The 20,784-nt window shown below is 46.2% G+C and carries 22 protein-coding genes and 1 tRNA gene; 12 read left to right on the top strand and 11 right to left on the bottom strand.

Features of this window, described 5'->3' with window-relative positions; all coding sequences use genetic code 11:
- Positions 1-366: 366 nt before the first annotated feature.
- Both GO755_RS19055 and GO755_RS19050 read right to left on the bottom strand, forming a co-directional pair.
- Positions 367-612, bottom strand: coding sequence for a hypothetical protein (locus tag GO755_RS19055; RefSeq protein WP_157586897.1), 246 nt, complete (start codon positions 610-612; stop codon positions 367-369).
- Between the two features lie 170 nt (positions 613-782).
- Positions 783-1,607, bottom strand: a complete 825-nt coding sequence (locus GO755_RS19050) for a T9SS type A sorting domain-containing protein (RefSeq protein ID WP_157586896.1) — start codon at positions 1,605-1,607, stop codon at positions 783-785.
- Positions 1,608-1,783: 176 nt separating this feature from the next.
- On the opposite strand from GO755_RS19050, the gene GO755_RS19045 reads away from it, so the two are divergent.
- The 5 genes from GO755_RS19045 (at position 1,784) to GO755_RS19025 (ending at position 7,079) form a co-directional block, all read left to right on the top strand.
- Positions 1,784-3,721 carry a sensor histidine kinase gene (locus GO755_RS19045; protein ID WP_157586895.1) on the top strand — a complete coding sequence of 646 codons (1,938 nt, stop codon included), beginning with the start codon at positions 1,784-1,786 and terminating at the stop codon, positions 3,719-3,721.
- Positions 3,722-3,797: 76 nt separating this feature from the next.
- Positions 3,798-4,496: a response regulator transcription factor gene (locus GO755_RS19040; protein ID WP_157586894.1), complete on the top strand. Its 699-nt coding sequence runs from the start codon at positions 3,798-3,800 to the stop codon at positions 4,494-4,496.
- A 112-nt stretch (positions 4,497-4,608) separates the two neighbouring features.
- Complete coding sequence (hemB, locus tag GO755_RS19035; RefSeq protein ID WP_157586893.1) at positions 4,609-5,580, top strand: porphobilinogen synthase; 972 nt, start codon at positions 4,609-4,611, stop codon at positions 5,578-5,580.
- On the top strand, positions 5,577-6,914 hold the full coding sequence (locus GO755_RS19030; protein ID WP_157586892.1) for a dihydroorotase: 1,338 nt from the start codon (positions 5,577-5,579) through the stop codon (positions 6,912-6,914). The genes hemB and GO755_RS19030 overlap by 4 nt, the downstream gene beginning before the upstream one ends.
- Positions 6,915-6,995: 81 nt before the next feature.
- Positions 6,996-7,079 (top strand) — tRNA-Leu (locus GO755_RS19025).
- A gap of 340 nt (positions 7,080-7,419) precedes the next feature.
- Here GO755_RS19025 and GO755_RS19020 read toward each other — a convergent pair.
- On the bottom strand, positions 7,420-7,596 hold the full coding sequence (locus tag GO755_RS19020) for a hypothetical protein (protein ID WP_157586891.1): 177 nt from the start codon (positions 7,594-7,596) through the stop codon (positions 7,420-7,422).
- Between the two features lie 187 nt (positions 7,597-7,783).
- Between GO755_RS19020 and GO755_RS19015 the strand changes: the two genes are divergently transcribed.
- Entirely contained in the window at positions 7,784-8,506 is a 723-nt protein-coding gene (locus GO755_RS19015) for a DNA-processing protein DprA (RefSeq protein WP_157586890.1), read from the top strand.
- A complete protein-coding gene (locus GO755_RS19010) occupies positions 8,475-9,125 on the top strand; it encodes a phosphoribosyltransferase (protein WP_157586889.1) in 651 nt (216 codons plus the stop codon). Before GO755_RS19015 ends, GO755_RS19010 begins: the two co-directional genes overlap by 32 nt.
- Here the strand turns inward: GO755_RS19010 and GO755_RS19005 are convergent.
- Positions 9,085-9,315, bottom strand: a complete 231-nt coding sequence (locus GO755_RS19005; RefSeq protein WP_157586888.1) for a hypothetical protein — start codon at positions 9,313-9,315, stop codon at positions 9,085-9,087. The two genes, GO755_RS19010 and GO755_RS19005, sit on opposite strands and share 41 nt — an antisense overlap.
- A 797-nt stretch (positions 9,316-10,112) precedes the next feature.
- Between GO755_RS19005 and GO755_RS19000 the strand changes: the two genes are divergently transcribed.
- Positions 10,113-10,343, top strand: coding sequence for a hypothetical protein (locus GO755_RS19000; protein ID WP_157586887.1), 231 nt, complete (start codon positions 10,113-10,115; stop codon positions 10,341-10,343).
- 175 nt (positions 10,344-10,518) lie between these two features.
- Positions 10,519-10,728 carry a hypothetical protein gene (locus GO755_RS18995; RefSeq protein ID WP_157586886.1) on the top strand — a complete coding sequence of 70 codons (210 nt, stop codon included), beginning with the start codon at positions 10,519-10,521 and terminating at the stop codon, positions 10,726-10,728.
- A gap of 155 nt (positions 10,729-10,883) precedes the next feature.
- On the opposite strand, the gene GO755_RS18990 is transcribed toward GO755_RS18995, so the two are convergent.
- The 6 genes from GO755_RS18990 to GO755_RS18965 form a co-directional block, all read right to left on the bottom strand.
- Complete coding sequence (locus GO755_RS18990; protein WP_157586885.1) at positions 10,884-11,324, bottom strand: hypothetical protein; 441 nt, start codon at positions 11,322-11,324, stop codon at positions 10,884-10,886.
- 775 nt (positions 11,325-12,099) lie between these two features.
- Positions 12,100-13,191, bottom strand: a complete 1,092-nt coding sequence (locus tag GO755_RS18985) for a fatty acid desaturase family protein (RefSeq protein ID WP_157587229.1) — start codon at positions 13,189-13,191, stop codon at positions 12,100-12,102.
- A gap of 109 nt (positions 13,192-13,300) precedes the next feature.
- Positions 13,301-14,380, bottom strand: coding sequence for a response regulator (locus GO755_RS18980; protein WP_157586884.1), 1,080 nt, complete (start codon positions 14,378-14,380; stop codon positions 13,301-13,303).
- Positions 14,377-15,279, bottom strand: coding sequence for a sensor histidine kinase (locus GO755_RS18975; protein ID WP_157586883.1), 903 nt, complete (start codon positions 15,277-15,279; stop codon positions 14,377-14,379). Before GO755_RS18975 ends, GO755_RS18980 begins: the two co-directional genes overlap by 4 nt.
- Positions 15,280-15,435: 156 nt before the next feature.
- Positions 15,436-15,978, bottom strand: coding sequence for a PAS domain-containing protein (locus GO755_RS18970; RefSeq protein ID WP_157586882.1), 543 nt, complete (start codon positions 15,976-15,978; stop codon positions 15,436-15,438).
- Positions 15,979-16,377: 399 nt separating this feature from the next.
- On the bottom strand, positions 16,378-17,064 hold the full coding sequence (locus GO755_RS18965; RefSeq protein ID WP_157586881.1) for a GNAT family N-acetyltransferase: 687 nt from the start codon (positions 17,062-17,064) through the stop codon (positions 16,378-16,380).
- A gap of 94 nt (positions 17,065-17,158) precedes the next feature.
- Between GO755_RS18965 and GO755_RS18960 the strand changes: the two genes are divergently transcribed.
- Entirely contained in the window at positions 17,159-18,481 is a 1,323-nt protein-coding gene (locus GO755_RS18960) for a DUF4249 domain-containing protein (RefSeq protein ID WP_157586880.1), read from the top strand.
- A 79-nt stretch (positions 18,482-18,560) separates the two neighbouring features.
- Here GO755_RS18960 and GO755_RS18955 read toward each other — a convergent pair whose 3' ends face one another.
- The gene (locus tag GO755_RS18955) at positions 18,561-19,040 is read right to left on the bottom strand and encodes a hypothetical protein (RefSeq protein ID WP_157586879.1); all 480 of its coding nucleotides are present in this window, start codon (positions 19,038-19,040) and stop codon (positions 18,561-18,563) included.
- Positions 19,041-19,331: 291 nt separating this feature from the next.
- Between GO755_RS18955 and GO755_RS18950 the strand changes: the two genes are divergently transcribed.
- Both GO755_RS18950 and GO755_RS18945 read left to right on the top strand, forming a co-directional pair.
- Positions 19,332-19,985, top strand: a complete 654-nt coding sequence (locus tag GO755_RS18950) for a porin family protein (protein WP_157586878.1) — start codon at positions 19,332-19,334, stop codon at positions 19,983-19,985.
- Positions 19,986-20,172: 187 nt separating this feature from the next.
- Complete coding sequence (locus GO755_RS18945; protein WP_157586877.1) at positions 20,173-20,757, top strand: SMI1/KNR4 family protein; 585 nt, start codon at positions 20,173-20,175, stop codon at positions 20,755-20,757.
- Positions 20,758-20,784: the final 27 nt, after the last annotated feature.

Here is a 20,784-nt window from a genome sequence, read left to right as displayed (position 1 = left end):
TGGTAGGTAAACTGTTATTCAGCGTATTTTATTATACGGCAAAGACAGTATTGTTGAATCGTTACCGTACAGACTATGAAAAAAGATTGATTATTCAGACCTTACTGCTCTAGAGACCTATGCATTCGGGCAATGGCAATAGAACAAGGTACAAAAATGGTGCCGCTGGTATACATCGGACCATCAGAAATGCAGACTGGAGTGTATTCGGAAGTAATAAACGAGAGACAACCAGTTACGGTTGCTAAATAGAGGGGAAGTAAACAGAGCTAATTAAGCCTGAGAAGCGAAAAACCAATACCGCGCCTTTTGAATAGAGGCTATGGCACGGTGGGCCATACTTGAGGAAATAAGGTAATCAGAAAACTAATAGGAACGTGCTGGGCGCACATGCGCCAGAGCCGTCAGCAGTCGTTCGCTAATCTCTGTTTTGGTAATCTGCACAGCATGCTGCCAACCAATAGCCGACGTTACTTTTGGTTTGCATACTGATGCAGATGCTTTAGCCCGCAATTGTTTTCTCGCAGCAAACATATTATGTGGATGCCCCATACTGAACGCCTGACTGCTGATACCTACTAGTAAAATGCCGATAACTACTAACGATTTCATGACCTCTTGCTTTATTTACACTACAAAGTTATATGTTTTGTTTGGTATCTTGCAATACATAGTACTAAATTTTTCAAATTATTTTTGATTTTAGTGAAGTGGTGGAGTAAGTGAATAGGTATTAATCAACGACTCAACTGCATTTACCTACTCCACCACTTCACGAATTCCTACTCTACAATGACCCGTTTCACCGCGCCGTCTTCATTTTGTGTAACCGTAATGAAATAAATGCCTTGTGCTTTCTTGCCTAAATCAACCTGCCCAACAAACTCGCCCGAGAAATCTTTAATCTCACGCTTCGCTACTTCTTTCCCTTTGGGATTCGTAACAATAATGCTAACGTCGCCTTTGGTTGGTGCCGTAAAGCGAACATTTAATTGGTCGCGATCAGGATTGTTAGGGAATGCATCCAGTCCTCGAATAGTAGAAGGTTTTCCATTTAAATTCCGTGACCAATCTTCAAACGGACGAATCAATTGCCGGTCGAAATCTTTAGGAAACTCTAATTTAAATCGACGAAGCTGGTCAGCCATGGAATCGGTTCCCCGTCTAAAATCGTATTGCCACGTTTGGCTGTTGCCCGGATCCCAGTCATTTCTGGGCAATTTTCCACGTTGGACATAGGCATCTCTCGGAATACGTTTCATACCTGGGCTAATACGCTTGCGTGATACGACCCTGTCGCCGTCGTTATCTTCCACGATAATGGTCATCTGTCGTTTACGACCATCTTTCCGGGTAGCTTTGAGCGAATCAACTAATTTCATAACCATCTTGTCGCGTTCTGGATCGGTCATGCCGTCCATGCGATACGTGCGTTCGACTTCCCGAACTTCATCGCCATTACGCTCAATAATGCGGACGTTTACCTCATTATTAGGTGATTTTGGCGACGGCGATACTGTCTGTTGCGCTTGGACGCCACCGCTGAAAGCGACTGCCAGCAGCAGAGCCGGTGTGAACCGGGAGACTGCTAAAACTGTTTTTTCCATAGTACAGGTTAATTGCAAACGAAGGAACAATAAGTTGCTAAACCAATTGATACAGGGGGTGTTAAAGTTTGTTAACGAGCCAATGAGTAGCCTACCCGGTTCGTACTTTTACATACCACGCCTAGTTTTCAAATAGATGCAGAACCTGAACGAAGGTTGCATGAGGGAGTAAAAAAATGTCGAAACAACGCATACGCTGGATTGTCGCGCTGATGGCAATAGGACTTTTGGGACTGGTGGGTCTGCAATTGTTCTGGATTAGTAGTGCCCTGCGGTTGCAGAAAGAACAATTTGCCTATAAAGTGACAGATGCTTTACAGGAGGTTGTTCGAACACTGGAACGGCAGGAGATCGTATACCTAACCAAGCAGCGTATTCAGGCCCGTGAACAACAGGACCGTCTAAGGGCCATTGCTAAAAAAGAGGGGAAAGCCAGTCCTTCAGAATCAATCTACCATGGCATGGGCACCAAGCGCTCTGAGCGGTTAGCAGAAGCAAAGCAAGTGAATCGCTCGCAGGCTGTACCACCCAACTCACGACAAATGACGCTTGGGATGACTCCTGCCGGAGCTGTTGTGGTTCAGTCAGATGTACTTCATCCAACGGTTCAACCTCTTTCGGCCGAGCAATCGGCGGTTGTTGTCGAATTTTTTCGTCAGCAGGAAGAGTTAATGGCTGTTGGTGACTGGCAGACCCAGTTGTTACAACAACAGCAGTTTGATCATTGGGTGGAGAACGTTTTGAGCACCGAATTAATCCGCATCAATAAGCAGGTCAATGAGGATTCGCTCAGAAAAGCCGCAAAACGGCGTATTCGTCAGTCGACGCAAGAGCATAAGGGCACAGTCGACAATAGTCTGGTGTCAGTTAAGCCAGGTACTCCCACACATCCATTGAGCATGAGCCAACATCGGGCTGAAGAGCAATCACACATGATTAAGGATGTTCTCAAAGGTTTGCTATTATCCGATCGACCTATCGAAGACCGTATCAATCGGCTGGCGCTAGATACATTGCTTCGTCAGGCATTAATTGAACGAGGCATCAGTATTCCGTTTGCCTATGGTGTTCGCACCCGGCAACAGCCCAAATTCCTGTTCACATCACTTGGCCTGGAAGCTCGACATCTTGATGCAGAAGGCTATAAAGCGGCATTATTTCCGAACAACTTTGTCGAAACGGGTAATTACGTTTATGTTTATTTTCCAACCCAACAGCAGTTTATTTTGGAGCGGTTGGGGTTTACATTTGGGGCTTCGGTCGTTCTAATCCTGGTCATTCTGGCCTGTTTTTACATCGCTATCAGCACGATTGTTCGGCAGAAAAAACTGGCTGATATCAAGAACGACTTTATCAATAACATGACTCATGAGTTCAAAACGCCAATTTCGACTATTTCACTGGCGGTCGAAATGGCGCAGGAGCAACTACGGTCAGAAAGTCAGGTAAGTTCAGGACGCGCACCTGTAAGGATGGCTTCGAGTGGGCATGGTGCTATCGATTTACCTGAACATCGTGAGCAAGTAGACTCGCGGTTGACCCGCTATATGGGTATCATTCGCGACGAAACCCGACGATTGGGTTCGCATGTGGAGAAAGTATTGCAGATGGCATTGCTGGATCGGGGTGAAATTAAACTCAACCTGTCGCCGGTAAACGTACATGATGTCATCGAAAAAGTGTTGAACAATCTGGGCCTGCAAATCGAGCAGCGTGGGGGAGAGGTTGATCTTCATTTCGACGCCGATCGGGAAGTCGTTGAAGCCGATGAGCTTCACTTGACGAACATCGTTTATAATTTACTGGACAATGCACTTAAATACTCACCCGAAAGCCCACATATTACGTTAAGTACACGAAGCCTTCCCGAAGGTGTAAGTATCACAGTTACAGATCAGGGGTTGGGGATGTCGAAAGACCAGACGAGTCGAATTTTTGAGAAGTTTTACCGAGTGCCGACCGGTAATCGTCATGATGTAAAAGGTTTCGGCTTAGGCTTGAGTTATGTGAAAAAGATGATTGACGAACACCACGGCCAGATTCTGGTTGAGAGCCATCTTGGCAAAGGCAGCTCATTTGAAGTGATTTTACCCTATAAAATTGTGAATGATTGAATGAGAGAGTGAGTGAATGGCTTTTTGTGTCAGCCTTATTCTCTCACTCTCGTTCAATCATTCAATCATTATACTTATGCCAACCATACTCCTCGTTGAAGACGATCCAAATTTGGGTCAATTGGTGCAGGAATACCTGACCATGAAAGGATATACGACCGACCGCGCCATCAATGGTGATCAAGGTCTACAACTGTTTATGGAGGGCGATTATGACCTTTGTATTTTCGATGTGATGATGCCCAAGAAAGATGGGTTCACGCTCGCCAAAGAGGTCAGAATGGGAAATCGCGATGTGCCTATTATTTTCCTAACCGCTAAATCCATGCAGGAAGACACGATTCAGGGATTTAAGGTTGGGGCCGACGATTATATGACCAAGCCGTTCAGCATGGAGGAGTTGCTGCTTCGGATTCAGGCGATTCTGCGCAGGTATCAACGCTCAACTGATTCTGCCGACCCGTCTATTTATAAAATAGGCTCACTTTCCTTCGATTATCCACACCAACTGCTCTCCCGGACCACAGATACGTTAGAAGAACTCCAACCGCAAAAGCTAACCAGCAAAGAATCGGAGTTATTAAAATTGCTGGCGCAGAACCTCAATCAGCCAGTCAGTCGTAGCTTTGCGCTGAAAATGGTTTGGGGCGATGATTCCTATTTCAACGCCCGAAGCATGGACGTGTATGTAACTAAACTGCGGAAGTATCTTAAAGAAGATCCTGCTGTTCAGCTGGTAAATGTACATGGTGAAGGATTTAAGTTAATAGTGTAGTTGGTAGATTGGGTTGAAGTAAGTGGAGAAAGTGAAGTAGTTTCGAAAAACGTACTCTACTCGCTCCACCTATATTACTCACTCCCCCCCTCCACTCATTCCACGAAAACCAATGAATCTAATACGTCGTCCGCGTCGAAACCGTCAATCGGCGGTCATTCGCGACATGGTGCAGGAGACCCGTTTATCGGTCACTGATTTTATCTTGCCTGTTTTTATCATGGAAGGTAAGAATGTTCGTTCAGAAGTCGCTTCTATGCCGGGCATCTATCGATTCTCGCTGGATTTGCTGCTCAATGAAATTCAGGAATGCGTTGATCTCGGCATCAAAACATTCGACCTGTTCCCAAATATTTCTGAATCGAAGAAAGACAAATACGCAACCGAAAGCTATAATCCTGATGGTCTGTATTTGCAGGCTGTTCGGGCGATTAAAGACCGCTTCCCGGAGGTAATGGTCATGACCGATGTGGCTATGGACCCCTATAGTTCAGATGGACACGACGGCATTGTTGAAAATGGCAAAATTCTGAACGATCCAACGTTAGAGATATTGGGTAAAATGGCACTCGCACAGGCACAAGCCGGAGCTAACATTGTTGGCCCGTCCGACATGATGGATGGGCGAGTGGGCTACCTTCGGCAAGTACTTGATGAGGGCGGTTTTCACGAAGTAGCTATTATGTCTTACGCAGCAAAATATGCCAGTGCGTTCTATGGTCCTTTCCGCGATGCCCTCGATTCCGCTCCGAAGTTTGGCGACAAGAAAACGTACCAGATGAACCCGGCCAACAGTCGCGAAGCACTCATAGAAGCCCAGCTTGATTTCGAAGAAGGGGCTGATTTTTTAATGGTCAAACCGGCACTGGCTTATCTGGACATCATCAAACTCCTGAACGATAATTTTCACCTGCCCATCGCTGCCTATAATGTCAGTGGCGAATATGCCATGATAAAAGCGGCCGCTCAGAACGGCTGGCTCGACGGAGAACGCGCCATGATGGAATCATTAATGGCCATAAAACGAGCCGGTGCCAACGTAATTTTGACCTATTTCGCTAAAGAAGCCGCTCGCTTATTATGAGTAAACTGTTAATTCGTAATGCTCGATTAGTGAACGAAGGTCAGATTATCGAGACTGATGTACTGATTGAAAACGGCTTCATTTCTCAAATTAAGTCGGGGCTGTCTGATGCTGATGTCAATCAGATCATTGAAGCAAATGGGCAGTACCTATTGCCTGGTGTCATTGATGATCAGGTGCACTTTCGGGAGCCGGGACTGACACATAAGGCCACAATTAAATCCGAAGCTCGGGCAGCCGTAGCTGGGGGTGTCACTAGTTTTATGGAGATGCCCAACACCGTCCCGAATGCATTAACACAGGCATTGCTGGCCGATAAATATGCAATTGCAGCTCAGACATCACTAGCGAATTATTCGTTTTTCATGGGTGCGTCGAATGATAACCTCGACGAGGTGTTGCGTACCGATCCGAATACCGTTTGCGGTATTAAGGTATTTATGGGATCATCGACCGGTAATATGCTGGTCGATAACGAGCAGGTACTGGATAGCCTGTTCCGCCAAAGCCCCATGCTGATTGCCACGCATTGCGAAGACGAAGCCACGATTCGGGCTAATACAGAACGTTACAAAGCTGAATATGGTGACCATGCAACAGCCGATTTGCACCCATTGATTCGTAATGAAGAAGCCTGCCTGAAATCATCATCGATGGCCGTTGAACTGGCTCGTCGGCACAATGCACGTCTGCATATTCTGCATATATCGACAGCCGATGAACTGGTCTTATTCGATAATACGATCCCACTCACTGAGAAGCGAATTACAGCAGAAGTTTGCGTGCATCACCTTTGGTTCGATAGCCGGGACTATGCGACTTTGGGTAACCTTATCAAGTGTAATCCCGCCATTAAAGCACCTCATCATAAAGAAGCGTTATTAGCTGCCTTAATAGATGATCGGTTAGATATTATTGCTACCGATCATGCTCCCCATACCTGGACTGAAAAACAGCAACCGTATTGGCAGGCTCCTTCGGGATTACCGCTGGTGCAGCATCCGTTGTTACTTATGCTCGACTTTGTGAATCAGGGCAAACTATCGCTCGAAACTGTTGTGCGCAAAATGAGCCATGCTCCTGCCGATTGCTTCCAGATTGACCGACGTGGTTACGTCCGCGAAGGCTACTGGGCCGACCTCGTTTTAGTCGATATGAATCAACCAGCAACCGTCACAAAGCAAAATGTTCTGTATCAATGTGGTTGGTCGCCGTTGGAAGGGCATATGTTTGGAGCCAGCGTAACTCACACGATTGTATCAGGTGAATTGGTTTATCAAAATGGTGAATTCCTGACAGAACAACCAGGGAAGCTGCTGCTGTTTAATCGATAACTCAGAAAATTTTAGCAAAAAATCTTGCGTGTACGGGTAGGGTAGCCCTATCTTTGCAATCCCAAATAGGGAAAGCGTACTGCCGAAGTGGTGAAATTGGTAGACACGCACGTTTCAGGGGCGTGTGTCTTTACGGACATGCGAGTTCGAGTCTCGCCTTCGGCACAGAAACTAGCCGTAATCAATTGTAAATCAATCGGTTGCGGCTTTTTCTTTGTATACGGTATACGGATTGGTGTACGGTTTCCTTTCAGTGTGCCTCATCTATTATGAATCATTTCCTGAGGTTATATTTTATTGTGGTTCTTCTGATAACCCTTAGCTAGTGTAAGCAACCTTCCGTATCAGCTCCCACTAACACGACACCCACTCGTGACGATAACATAGTGTTGGTAAGTCGAGTGAGCCAAAGCATCTGAACCAATACCTATCTAATTACTCGATCTATCTACGCGCTTTTCGACAACAACTGGACTGTCATATCCAATTGCCGATAATCAGTGTTTTAATTCGCTTTTGCGTCCGATTTTACAAGTTGGCGTTTACGGTTTCTTACCAAATTGGCAATAATTTCGCGCACCTTATCAGACATATCAATTTCGTCTTCATTGCACAAGGCTCGGAAGTCCTCTTTTAATTTTGGACTCATCCTGACTACTAGAGACGCTGTTTCTTTGGCCATTAGAATAGTTTTTATGGTCGAACAAACTTAGTGAAAATGTATGATTATTGTTAATACTTTTAGCGAAAATATTTGTATTACTAGTGTTAATACATTAGCTTTACACTGCTTGAAGCCCATTATGATTTTATCTTGATTAAAAAGATAAAAAATCACACTTTGCCTAACAATAAACAGGAGAGGCTTTATGAATAGGAAAGACCTGCTAGAAAATGAAGAATTTCCTTTTTTTTCAATTCCAGACACGATTGGGGTTTTGAATGAATTTGAAAAGAAACATGCTCCCAATAAAGCTTACTACTCTGGCAACCTAGATTTGCTAAGAAGAGGAGGACGCGTATCTGTAGTTGGGAGTAGAAATCCGACACCCAATGGCGTAAGAAGAGCAGTAATTGTTTCCAGGCGGTTGGTTGAAAATGGAATTACAGTAGTTAGTGGTTTGGCCGAAGGAATCGATACCATTGCTCATCAGACCGCATTAGCATGTAACGGTAGAACAATAGCTGTTTTGGGAACGCCCTTAAATAAACCTTATCCCAAATCGAACCACGGACTTTTTGAACGATTAGCGAGTGAGCAACTGGTTATCTCCCAATTTCCGTCATATACTCCTTTCCAGCCTAAGAACTTCCCGATTCGGAACCGGACCATGGCCTTAATAAGCCATGCAACAATCATTATTGAAGCCTCTGAAAAAAGTGGAACGGTTCACCAGGGATGGGAAGCCCTAAGACTTGGAAGACCTTTATACTTACTAGAAAATCTTGTCAAAGAAAGGAATCTATCATGGGCTCAGGAAATGATAAAGTATGGCGCTCAGTTGCTATCGCAGGATAACTTTGAGGATTTGTTTTATACCATCCCATCTGGCATAGTTGATGAAGAATGCTACTCAGATTTCCCCAGTTAGATATGCGACGGTAGCCAATTATTCGCCAAGGGGAAAATCCAGGGAGTCAGTGCACTCAAGGAACTCTTGCTACAGATTTAAAAATGGAAACGCGGAAACACTTGAGGGCTTTGCAAAGTACCTTACTGGCCAATTTGAGAAATCAGCCCTTTTTCGCGACTTCTTTGGCGAAGACGTTGTACTTGTTCCAGTACCTGGTAGTTCTCTTTTAGTAGCCGGGGGATTATGGCCGGCTCGATTGATTGCTGATGAAATAGTCAAAGCTGGTCTTGCTGACATAGTTATACCTTACCTAGAGCGGGCTAACGCCATTAGAAAGTCTTCTGGCTCATCACAAGGAAACAGACCAACAGTTGAAGAGCAATATAATAGCCTGACTGTAAAAAAATTGGAAGTGATCTCGCCGAAACGAATCACGATAATAGATGATGTTTTAACCAAGGGAAGAACGTCCTTCGCTTGTGCGCTACGTCTTTCGGAAGCGTTTCCTGATACGAGAATAAGAGTATTTGCACCTATACGAACCCAGGGCCTTACCAATGATATTACTCAGTTCATCGAGCCAGCCACCGGCGATATCACATTTGATGGATACGGTGATGTCGACAGGCATCCTTAGCTGGACAACCGGCCACTTTCTTGACCTGGTCTGCTGATACATTCTTAACTTGCCCTTTATCATCGAGCTTAACCGAAATACGGCCCGAAGCTGTCCAGCGAAGTACCACCCCTTTCTGTTTGCCTCGATAGTAACCGCCAATACGGATTTCAACACTGACCCAATCACCAGGGGAAATAACAGGATTCATAAGTACGATTTTGCCCAAGTGAAGATACACAAAAATGCCGACTCGATCCGGGTCGGCATTTCATCCTAATCCACACCAACATGTACCTATAAGATACACAGCTAATGCAGGTAAAAGAGTAGTAGGTAGTGGTTATACTATAAAAAAACGCCAGCCCAAGCGAGACCGGCGTTTTTGGTTTGTTAACATACACTTGTTCTTGTTTGACAGGCAAGTTAAGTAAAATTACTTATTAATAAACTAAGCAATTAGCTGATGGGCTGGGGAAGTTGTAGCACGTTGGTAGCAATGGTGTACCCTTTATTGAGAGTAATCCAATTGCTGAGGAACAAAGCCCGATCTTTTCAAACGAGTACTCACTTACTCTGCCAAAGTCCTTCACAGGTAGCCCCTGAAACAGAAAAATTGTCACTAATAGCCTCGACTCGTTGCAGGGAAAAATAAAAAGTGTTGTTTCAGCCTGCATTTTCTACATTGCCTACACCGAGAGCCATCCTTCCATAGACCCGTTTGGCTTATTTGCTATTTTCCTAAATTACCCGTAGGTTAGTCACTAGGCCACAGCAGCCAACCATGAAGCAGCAAGCCAACCAACTTATAAGTTAGTTGAATGATTAAAGCCTGAGCTACTAAAACCGAAATTTCAGGTTAGAGCATATCCAGTCTATAAAAATGCCTGGGATGAGTTTATCGCTTACTACCCCTTAGTTGATCTGGCCTATAATGAAAATGGCGCAAAGAATGTAACAGGGAAAAGCCTGTAAACGCAATTTTAGCTATAAAAAGCCATGTATGATATGCGAGACCAGATACTGCATGAAATCGCTATTATATGCCATGCTGAAGGCCTTACAGGTGATCTGACCAACCTACTCAATAAGCCACCACTCGTAATTGCGTCAAGTTTACAGCAATTACGAGTAAGTAATTTGATTGTGGGTATCGTCGCTAGTTGGGGCAAGGCGCTTAGCGATAACGAAGTATTACAGATGCTGAAATCCATTAACGATAAAGGCACTATACCATAAAAAAGCCTTGCAGAATGATCCACAAGGCTTTAAGGTAACATCGTAAGTGAAGGTTTCTAACCTTTCGATGCGAAATTAGCAATAAAGCCTTGCAGGGCGATCTACAAGGCTTTACTATAGAGCGGGTTGGAAGTCCCTCTTAGTTCTTCGTAATACAAAGAAACGAAATTATAAAATGGAAAGTGATGAAGAGCTCCGCCGGCGCAAGGCAATTACCGAATTTATGCCTCGTTGGCTGAAAGAAAAACAGGCCGCCTTTACCCCAGAAGAAGAAAGCGAGTTTGCGACAATAATGGAAAAATTTATCCAAGATAACCCCGACCTGAGTATGCTTCAGTACTTCATGTGGGCTAAGACCCTACTCAAAGGCTGGATTCGACAGTAACGCTGCTTTTCAGAAATGACTCAAGCGTATGTACAGCACTGCGCAAAAGTCAAGGAGCACCGATACCGTCTGGACAACAGGACCTAACTTACTAGTGACCTGAGTCAGCCCCAGGGTGGATGCCGTCCAGCTTCAGCGCTAGAAAAGCAAGTATATTACCTGGCCTCATCTTGATTGGCTCTCATGAGGGCTAGTTGTTGATTAATGTAAGCACTTAGTAGCTCTGGCACGTTGGTACCGATTCGTATTGTACGGACTTTTCCTTTTAGCGTCAGCTCAATTGCATCCAAACCAGCTACCGTATAGAGTGTAAAAGCTGAACTTACGCGAATACCCCAACCCGACCATATTGAATTTCTGACCACTTTTACGCCCACCACTTGGTCGAGGGATATGCTGCGTTGAATGAGGCCAATGCCAAATACAAACTTAATGTGCTGGCGGGTTACATAAACGTCCAATTTGTAGAATAGAAGTAGAATGATCCCTAACAGGGCTAGGATTGGCTTTGCAGCGGTGGCATCAAGCCAGCCAATTACTAAAGCGGCAGCTACTAGCGTAATCAATGTTGAGGTACCGATTTGTGAGACTTTCATTGGGATGCAACTTGTTCGGAGAGGCCACCTGTATTGATTAACTTGACTGACGTAGTATAGACTTTACTCTCAAAGCGTGGGATTTATGCAGTTTATAACTAAGGAACCGATTGACTCTCTTTTACCAGCTGATTCAGGCATAATTGAGAGGGGCAGTTACTACTCAGAAAATCACTACCTGGCTGTATGATCCGGCAAGGGGCGTAATTGATTCGAGCTTGGCGACGGGCGGGTTTAATAAGCAGACTGGAACATACCCTAAATAACCAGCCTCCAAACCCATCCCAAAGCGAACCCGTACTACTGACAGGTACAGAGTAACACAAGCGGTCCGATGAGTTAAAAGTGGAGGATTTGTTGAGCATCTTACGTGTAGTTACGCACTGTACTATTACAGAATGTTATTAATCAGCATGCTATATTGAAGCTTTCATGGGCATAAACCAGGCGATTTCGTTGCTGATTTACTAGTGAATACAGTTCATTAACTAGAAGCCAATCGCTTGATAAAAATCGGACTTCCGAAGCGGAAAAATAGGCGGGACCGCCCGGCGGTGGCCAACTTCACCTAAATACATAATTGGGTATGTATGAATGAGACGGTTGGCCGTTGCTGTAGAGAACAGACTAGCGCTAATTGGCTGTTTAACGTGCCGGCGTATAGGCAGCGGGTGGTTGAAGGGAAATAGAGCTAACCCCTAGTTGACCTTTATCTACGCTCTTTTTATTTCCCTGTTTCGTCGGTATCGGCTGCTTGTGTGTGGTCTTGCGGACTCTAGGTGACTCGCCCTAATTTCTTTAATAAGCGGAAGTGGGAAGCAAGCGCCGAGCCAAAGCTGCGATTTTCCAGATAGGGAAGATTGCATTCGGCAGCGGTCCGCTTGACAATTGCACTAATTGCCGGATAATGAATGTGGCAGATTTTGGGAAATAAATGATGTTCAATCTGTCGGTTCAAGCCCCCACAGATAAAGGCTGCTAGGGCCGAGCGGGGCGCAAAATTGGCCGTCGTATACAATTGATGGACTGCCCAGGCTTCCTGAATGTTACCCGTCGCATCGGGAACCGGATAGGAAGTCCCTTCCACCGCATGTGCCAGTTGGAAGATCAAACCTAATACGAGACCTTCCGTTAAGTGCATCACTAAAAAACCGACGCCAACCTGCCACCAGCTCAGATCCAGCACCAAAGCCGGTAGGAGCAGAAAACAAATATAGTATAGGGTTTTGGAGACAAATAATTTGACATACTCAGACCGGGGATGAGATGCGGGGGCCTGCTGACCAATCTGGCGTTTGAAGAACTTGACGTAATCCTTGCGTAGTACCCACGACAGCGAGGCCAGAGTATACAAAGGGAATGTATACCATTGTTGGTAGCGATGCCAGGGATGCAGCGTGTCCTGGGCATCCAGACGCACCAGCCCTGGGGCCACCTCGATATCTTCATCGTGCCCCGATATATTGGTATAGGTATGATGAACAATGTTGTGGGTTAGCTTCCAAACGTAGGGGTTAGCACCTAGTAGGTAAAAACTTCCCCCCAAGAGCCGGTTCACCCAGCTACGAGATGAAAACGCGCCGTGCAGCGCATCATGGGAGACATTGAAGCCAATGCAGGCGATGCAAATACCCAGTCCTGCCGCTAGACTTAGCATGGTCCAGGACCCAAATTGATTGGACAGAATCAGTCCGTAGAGAAGTACGTACCCGCCTAAAAAGAAGAGTGCTTTTACCCACATGGCCCCATTGGCGTGAGGAGAAAGACCATGCTGGCTAAAGTAGGCATCCACCCGCTGCCGAGTGATGGCAAAAAAAGGGGATGGTTGGATGGGTTTAAATTTGAGGGTTGGCGTTGGCTGTATCATACCACAAAGGTCGCCTGATTCGGTCGCCCACCCAATGATGCCCATGCCGCGGAGAGCGATGGAGAACAACACAAATCTTGATGGCCGTCATCTGCCGGCTTGATGGGGGTCAATGTTTCAGCCGGGCCAGTCGGTCGCTATCCAGCAGGGTGATCTGACTACCCGATAGTTCCAGCATTCCTTCCGTCCGCAGATCGCCCAGAACCCGAATGACCGTCTCGGGAGAGGCCCCCACCAGTTGAGACCAGTTTTCCCGCGATAAACTCATGGCGGGATTCGTCAGAGACAGCTGACTTGGCGGAAGCTGGTCAGTACCCACCGCGTCGGCAGGGGAATAAAAAGTACGCTGAACCAGCAGTAAGGCCTCGGCGACCCGTTTGCGCACTGGTTGGTAGGCCAGCAGCAACAAACGCTCATCGCGCTGGGTCAGCTCAATGGCCAGCAACCGCATGAAATAGGCGGCTATGTCAGGATGACTCGTCAATAGCCTTAGAAACTCCGCCTTAGGCAGGGTACACACCTGAGCGTCGGTCAACAGTTCGGCCGATTCGGTATAAGGCATGTTTAGCAGCAACGCAGCCAGGCCAACGAAATCTCCTCCCTTCGATAGAGCCGTGATGAGTGTGTTACCCTGGGGATCGGTTTTGACCCGTTTTAGTTGTCCATACTGGATAAAATAGAGCGCCATCGGGCCGTTGCCTTCCGCATACAGGAGCTGTTTTTTGGCAAACCGAACGCAGGGATAGGAAGTACCGGCTGGCTGTTGCAGAGCTTCCAACAGTCCCGCTAGGCCGTCTATGGTGGATTGGGAGCGACTTTGCTGGCTTTTTTTCAGACGCAGTTCGACCGCGTGTAGCAGATCCACATCGTCGATGGGTTTGGTTAAGTAGTCATCCGCGCCCAGGTTCATGCCGCTGCGAATCTGAGCCGGGTCGATCCGGGCAGTCAGAAAAATAAAGGGAATCCCAGCCGTATCGGGGTCTTTCCCCAGGATATGCAAAACACCGTAGCCATCCAATTCAGGCATCATAATATCGCACAGAATTAAATCCGGGCGGTCTGAGCGGGCTAGTTCAACGCCCTTTCTGCCATCGGCGGCCTGAATGACTCGATACTGGGCCAGTTCCAGTATCTCGGCCAGGTTCTCGCGGACCTCTGTCTTGTCTTCAATAACCAGAATCGTTTTCATTGCGGCAAAGGCGTTATCGGGAGTTGAACAGAAAAGATGGTTCCTTCGCCTACTTGGCTGGTGAAAGAAATCGAGCCCTCCAGCAGATCCACGTAGCGTTTAACCAGGTAAAGCCCCAAACCCGTGCCCTGGACGTGGATGGCATTTCGCCCTCGAAAGAAGTTAATAAATAGTTTATCTTTATCTGTATCTGGAATGCCAATGCCCTGATCGGTAACCGTGATCTGGAGCTGGCTCCCATGAGTCGTCGTGGTTAGATAAATATCGGCGTCCTCCGCTGAATATTTGCTGGCATTGGTTAGTAGATTGAGTAAAATTGGCTTAATCAATTGACCATCTTGTAGGAATTTGATGGGCCCATTGGTATGCTGGTACTGGAACCGTTGACGAGGGCGGGCCAGCACTTGGGCGTCGGTGATCACCTCCCGACAAAAGGGGATGATCTCCAGGGGCTGAGGATGAGCGGTCAGCGCCTGTTGATCCATCTGACTGATGGCTAGAAAGTCATTGAGCATACTGGTCAGACTACCCACGGCTGTTTTGATTCGTTGTACGTGCCGCTCCCGTTTATCGACGTCTACCGGGCTCGTATAGCGGCCAATCAGCGAAGCCGAAGAGAGAATGGTCATCATAGGTGTACGAAATTCATGGGAAGCCAGCAGGACAAAGTTGGACTTTAATTCATTGAGTTGGCGCTCTTGCTCCAGCAGCCGATTTCGTTCATCTTCTAGCCGGCGATGCTGAGCCAATACGCGCTGGGCTTCAGCGAGAGTTATCTTCACGTGCTGAAGTTGCTGCTGACAATCAGCCAGTTGTTGAGTCAGGTTCTGATCCACTGGCACGGGATTGGGCGTGGTGGCTGGGCGCTCGTCTGGTTGATCCGATGGTGTTTCATTCATGGGTGCTTGTGAGAATCAATAGACTGCTTCGATGACTACCTATAGCTAATCCGGGCTGGAGTGGTCCACGCAAAGGTGCTACTTCTTTGGTGATTTCTTTATGATGCCCATCAACCTAGTATATGATGCTGATCGACAGATGAAATGCAGTAGTCCTTACCTCATCTGCCCACTCAGTAAGACCAGCAACTTATCCCGGATGCTATCGACAGATTCCCGGTTCGCAATAGCGTCAAGCAACGCCGTCTGTTGTCCACGTTCGACCGCCGAAAGGGGGCTAAAAGTAATATCCTGGGTCAGCATCAATACGCCATCACCTGATGTCAAGTAAAGTTGATCATAGTGACTAACGTTCCCGTCCAGTTGGTACTCCTCCACATGCTGGTCTGGTTTGCCGGTATTTACGACCTGAATTAATCTATCTAGCATACCCGTCTTGATCACATCCGGACTTAGGACCGTTAGGGGCTGACTTAGTAAATCTTCCGGAGGATGATTGGTCAGCGCGCAGAGCATGGGGTTGACCAGCTGATAGGAAAAATCGGTGATTTGCCCGGTTTCATTCCGCAGGCTCTGGAGTAAGGCCAGTCCCAAGGGGGCGGTATTAATTAACGTTCGGATGGGCTCGGACGCTAGCCAGGTGTGGGGAAACAGCTCGTGGGGGGCATTGCCTGGCATCGCCTGGAGAGGAGAGTGCATGGGGTTATGTGGTTGCTTGATGGTCAAACGTTAACGCCTGTTAACCAACCAGGCATCAACTGAAACAGGGATGTTGCGAAACAACAAAAAAATAGGCAATTGAGCAACGACACAGGACGGTTAAGACATATAAACCAGGACAGACAATCACCTACTATGATTACCTGCCTACAGCAGAAATTAATCAAATAACGGGTATTTGTTCGCCATTGGATACCAGACAAACGGTCAGCCCACAGACCGCTTAGTAAGGACAGAATGCTTAAAGCTGGGTAGCCACTCAGAATAAGCACCCAATTCGGTTTACAACATCTTGCTAACTATGTTATAGTTAACCTTCCCATGACTTCTAGGAATCATTTCCACTCCTGGGCAATGGGGGTTACTTGCAGAGTCTTCCTATTTATGGAAAAATTCAATCTGTTTGCTCAAAAAAATAGCAATTTCCTCTCCGTGCTCGGAATCATATAAAGTCGTATTCAGACCGTCAATTTCAAAACCATTTCGTTGATAAAAATCAATAGCGTCCCCGTTGGTGTTCTGAGTTTCAAGAGTAATGATTCGAACGTGCTCTTTCTGGGCTTCTCCAACAAGCTTAGCTACTAATTGGCTTCCAATTCCTCTGCCTTGATAGGATTCGACAACCTCAATATAGTCAATCCAGAATGAATTATTCCACTCTCGTTTCTCGACAATCATCACTCCGACTAGGCTGTTTTGGTCGAAACTAGCCCAAGAATACCCCTGAGCAACGACCTTATGATAGTGAGCTATCGTTGCTTGATCAACAGGCCATCGTTTAATATAAGGCTTCTCAAGTTTATATCGTTGGATGCTAATCACCAGCGTGTTCACGCCTATTGTTTTATCAACTTGGTAACTATAGTAGGACGTATAACCTGTATTGCCAAGTGCCTTTTGGTGTTCGGATGTGAACGTACTAAGTCTTCTGATGGAGATCACAATTAATTTGCTCGCTGTTATAGAAGTAAATGTTATGTAAAGTAAAGCAGCCTGAAAGCCTACCGCAAAAAGGCGGCGAGTCTGCTGTAAGCCACCCCAAAGCCTCGGGTTAGGGTTAGCCACAAACTACCGACATGATCTAGGTTGCTTCTAGAGACAACCATGTGAGTAAATTCGCCCGCTGAGGTGGTTTTACGCTACTCAACTTAGGCTATTCATGCGCTCGGTCACAGCACGTTTATTCACATGTCTGGTAGCTGGTGTCTTACCACTGGCTTGCGTTGATCCTGAAGAGCTGATCCTGCGCGGCACGGTGGATATCATGGTGGTCGATGGCACCATTACAAATCTAGCAGAACCCCAAATTATTCAAATCAATCGCTCCACTGCCGACCGACTGACGGGTCGATTTGGGAATGTACCACTGACCAAAGCCACGGTCGAAGTTGTCATGGACTCCGCCGTGGTGATCCCTGCCCAGGAGACCATCGCTGGGCACTATCAACTACCCAGCGATTTTAAGGGCCAAGTGGGCCATGCCTATCAACTACACCTTACCCTCAGCGACGGTACGGAGTACGTATCGACTCAGCAGGTTATGCAACCGGTGCCTTTGATCAGACAAACCAATGCGCAGTTCAATCCCCAAAGTTTAGCGCCTAATCAACTGGGGGGCTTCACCGCTGGACATGATATTTACATTGATACCCAGGACCCCGCCGATCAGTCTAATTATTATCAATGGACCTGGACGCTCTATGAAAAGCAATACTGGTGTCGAACCTGTCAACAGGGTGTATACGCCGTTCACAAAGTCTTGCCCCATACCTATCTGAACTACTATTATTTTGTCACGGGTAATGACCTCTATGAAGATTGTTTTACCCCACCCCCGGGCATGAATGATTATAATGCGCCTAACGTACCCAGTGGCGATTGGCATTTTGACTACCAATGCCGGTCCGACTGTTGGGAAATTCTACACAGCTATATCCTCAATGTCTTCGATGATCAATATAGTAACGGCGGTCTACTTACTAGACGGAAAGTTGCCCAGATTCCCTTTTACCAACATGCCCCCTGCCTGGTGGATATTCGCCAACTGTCGTTGACCAAGGACGCCTATCGATACTATAAACTTTTCCAGGATCAGACGCAGAACACAGGCGGTCTAGCTGATACACCACCCACAGCGTTAGCGGGAAACGTACACAATAAAGCTAACCCAAGGGAAGGCGTAGCGGGCTACTTTAGCGTCTCAGCCGTTTCGATTGGTCACCACTGGTTAGATCGAAAAGACACGGAAGGCATACCCTATGGAGCTTTGGACCCTTCCGGGCCTCATAACAATATTGGCGACGATTTATTCTATGCACTCAATCAGCGTCGGCCTTTTCCTGAGCCTGCCCCGCCCTACAATGTCAATGGTAATTTTGAGCCTCCGGTTAGGTTATGGCCCAACAATGATCGTCCCCCGACAGCTCTTTGCGTATCTAGCGATACTAAAACCCCTTATAAACCGGAAGGCTGGCGAGATTGACATCCAGTTTATACGGGGTCTGGTCGTTGCGGAAATTCTCCGTGCGTGTAGGCTACTTGTCTAGCAACTAACAACCAGTTTACCGTTTAAAGACATATTCTAGCCCATCACCTAAGGCTTCATTTAATACTAATGTATCCTGGCACACCTCCACAATAAGTCCACGAGTCATACCCAGAAAAAAGGATTGATTTCTGCCCACAATGGGCGTGTAAATCGACTGCCAGTCTCTACGTAGTTTGAACTGGAAAATGGCTAGCGGCTTATTCTGCTCGACAATCACGGCATGACCAAGCTCATCAATGGTCATAGTTATTTGTCGATCTGTTCGATTGGGCGCACTCCATCCCCCTTGTAGTTGATAAAGAAACCAGCGGCCTTTGAGCTGGGCGTATGTGCTATCAATTTCTTTCTGAAGAGCCGTAGAATCAATGCCATCGTATAGTACACCATTAACCACTTTTTCTATCCTTGCAGGCTCTTCTAAAGGTGGACAATGAATGGGTTTTATGGGTGGCTGAGCTATTGTCTGAGCCCAAACATGGGTAAAGATTACCATTAACAATATCGCACCTCTACCTACGCTCCTACATCTAATCATTATCAACAACTGTTTATAGAATCAACGTTGTAGGCGTGTAAAACATGCTGAGATTAACTATGCTGATAGAAAGTCAGGGGTAATTTTTCCTACTTGGGAAGAAAAGTACGACAGGGGATAATGGCCGTAGTACAACGCAAACAATCGTCATCTTAACTAGATAGGGCTGGTTTGCTTAATTCTATTAGCTCCCCGCTAATCGTTATATCGATCCACCTTTTGGCTTCTAAACATAAAACACGATGAGTCATGAAACTAAAGCTGTGTGCTTTCATAGGACTATACTTGACTGGCTCACTAAACGTCCGTAGCCAATCTGTTAATTCACTTCGCGTAGGAATAACGACGGGCCTCAATGCGGCAAACGTGAAAACCAAAGATGTCTACCACAATTTACTATGGCGCTATAATCTAGGTATTACTCTGGAGAAACGTTTTTCGCCAGCGGTCGCTTTAGTGAGCCACCTACTTTATTCTCGGCAGGGCTTTGCCAACCATGCCGGTATCGCAGCGGATGGTAGTGCGATCATCGAACAAACCTACACGCTCGATTACCTCACCTTGCCGCTGATGCTACGGGTGCGCCCCAAACAGTCAGCGTTTTTTTTGGAGATAGGAGGGCAGGCGGGTGGCCTGCTCTATAACCATCAACGCTATGAGACCACCCCACCTTTTGACCACGATATCCCATCAACCAGTTTCTGGGATGCGGGCTTAATGGGTGGACTAGGTTACCGCTTGAGTCGTCACTTGGTTACCGATCTGCGTTACTATCATGGGCTACTTTCCGCCCGCCAGCGGTTTTTGACGATAACCGATCCGCAGTCGGGCGTAGTGACCAACTACCCTTACATCAAATGGTACAACCGGGTTTACTCCTTAAATCTGAGCTATTATTTCTGAGGCTTGGTTAGGGGTGATTTCGCTGTTACCGAATAGTTCGTTTTCAAAAGTACGACAGGGAAGAAAGATGGTTCTTTAATACAAATGGTCATTATATTGTCACGAAACAGGTGGAACCTGTCAGCTCGCCATTATCGGTATATCTAACCATTTTTGGGCTTTCATAACAAAATCAAACTAGGCTGGGATGGAAGAAATCTTAGAGCGATTAAATCAACTCAGTTATCAGTATCCAAAGGATGTCATCCTTTATCCTCATACTAAAGAGAGTTATCTAAAGGTAATGAAGGGTATTGGTCGCATACCGGATAAATTCAATCTTTATCTGTTGGAGTTCTTAAAGTTTACTAACGGAGCGTCTATCTTAGATTACTGCTTTTTGGGATTTAAAAACAGAAGATTAGGCATTGATTTTGATACCTACATGGGCGAGTTTTGGCATGAACATAACCGATACGCCTTTGCCTTACCCTTTATGAGAAACACTCAAAAGGAACATTTCTGTTTGTGGATGGAACCAGGGGAGGCTTTCCACAGTGTGGTTTATATCGATATGAATGCTGAAAAAAATCCCCTACCAATTGCTTCTAACTTCTTTCACTTTATGGACACGTTTATCAGTGATCTAGCAAATAGTCTCTCAAAAGGTGAGACTATTTATATAGCTGAGAATGATTGGCCATTAAACCAAGCGCATTGGATAAAAAACGATCCTAACTTAAAGAAGGTCAAAATAGAGGGGACGCTACCATTTAAGCAGTATGGCAAATAGTACAAACCTTAGTTGGCTAATATAATT

The sequence above is a fragment of the Spirosoma arboris genome (assembly GCF_009754945.1).
Lineage (GTDB): Bacteria > Bacteroidota > Bacteroidia > Cytophagales > Spirosomataceae > Spirosoma > Spirosoma arboris.
This window is presented reverse-complemented; position numbering and strand designations above follow the sequence as displayed.

Bases quoted from the DNA above. Each gene is read 5' to 3' on its own strand.
- GO755_RS19055 (WP_157586897.1), bottom strand. From the start codon at position 612: ATGAAATCGTTAGTAGTTATCGGCATTTTACTAGTAGGTATCAGCAGT.
- GO755_RS19050 (WP_157586896.1), bottom strand. From the start codon at position 1,607: ATGGAAAAAACAGTTTTAGCAGTCTCCCGGTTCACACCGGCTCTGCTG.
- GO755_RS19045 (WP_157586895.1), top strand. From the start codon at position 1,784: ATGTCGAAACAACGCATACGCTGGATTGTCGCGCTGATGGCAATAGGA.
- GO755_RS19040 (WP_157586894.1), top strand. From the start codon at position 3,798: ATGCCAACCATACTCCTCGTTGAAGACGATCCAAATTTGGGTCAATTG.
- hemB (WP_157586893.1), top strand. From the start codon at position 4,609: ATGAATCTAATACGTCGTCCGCGTCGAAACCGTCAATCGGCGGTCATT.
- GO755_RS19030 (WP_157586892.1), top strand. From the start codon at position 5,577: ATGAGTAAACTGTTAATTCGTAATGCTCGATTAGTGAACGAAGGTCAG.
- GO755_RS19020 (WP_157586891.1), bottom strand. From the start codon at position 7,596: ATGGCCAAAGAAACAGCGTCTCTAGTAGTCAGGATGAGTCCAAAATTA.
- GO755_RS19015 (WP_157586890.1), top strand. From the start codon at position 7,784: ATGAATAGGAAAGACCTGCTAGAAAATGAAGAATTTCCTTTTTTTTCA.
- GO755_RS19010 (WP_157586889.1), top strand. From the start codon at position 8,475: ATGAAGAATGCTACTCAGATTTCCCCAGTTAGATATGCGACGGTAGCC.
- GO755_RS19005 (WP_157586888.1), bottom strand. From the start codon at position 9,315: ATGAATCCTGTTATTTCCCCTGGTGATTGGGTCAGTGTTGAAATCCGT.
- GO755_RS19000 (WP_157586887.1), top strand. From the start codon at position 10,113: ATGCGAGACCAGATACTGCATGAAATCGCTATTATATGCCATGCTGAA.
- GO755_RS18995 (WP_157586886.1), top strand. From the start codon at position 10,519: ATGGAAAGTGATGAAGAGCTCCGCCGGCGCAAGGCAATTACCGAATTT.
- GO755_RS18990 (WP_157586885.1), bottom strand. From the start codon at position 11,324: ATGAAAGTCTCACAAATCGGTACCTCAACATTGATTACGCTAGTAGCT.
- GO755_RS18985 (WP_157587229.1), bottom strand. From the start codon at position 13,191: ATGATACAGCCAACGCCAACCCTCAAATTTAAACCCATCCAACCATCC.
- GO755_RS18980 (WP_157586884.1), bottom strand. From the start codon at position 14,380: ATGAAAACGATTCTGGTTATTGAAGACAAGACAGAGGTCCGCGAGAAC.
- GO755_RS18975 (WP_157586883.1), bottom strand. From the start codon at position 15,279: ATGAATGAAACACCATCGGATCAACCAGACGAGCGCCCAGCCACCACG.
- GO755_RS18970 (WP_157586882.1), bottom strand. From the start codon at position 15,978: ATGCACTCTCCTCTCCAGGCGATGCCAGGCAATGCCCCCCACGAGCTG.
- GO755_RS18960 (WP_157586880.1), top strand. From the start codon at position 17,159: ATGCGCTCGGTCACAGCACGTTTATTCACATGTCTGGTAGCTGGTGTC.
- GO755_RS18955 (WP_157586879.1), bottom strand. From the start codon at position 19,040: ATGGTAATCTTTACCCATGTTTGGGCTCAGACAATAGCTCAGCCACCC.
- GO755_RS18950 (WP_157586878.1), top strand. From the start codon at position 19,332: ATGAAACTAAAGCTGTGTGCTTTCATAGGACTATACTTGACTGGCTCA.
- GO755_RS18945 (WP_157586877.1), top strand. From the start codon at position 20,173: ATGGAAGAAATCTTAGAGCGATTAAATCAACTCAGTTATCAGTATCCA.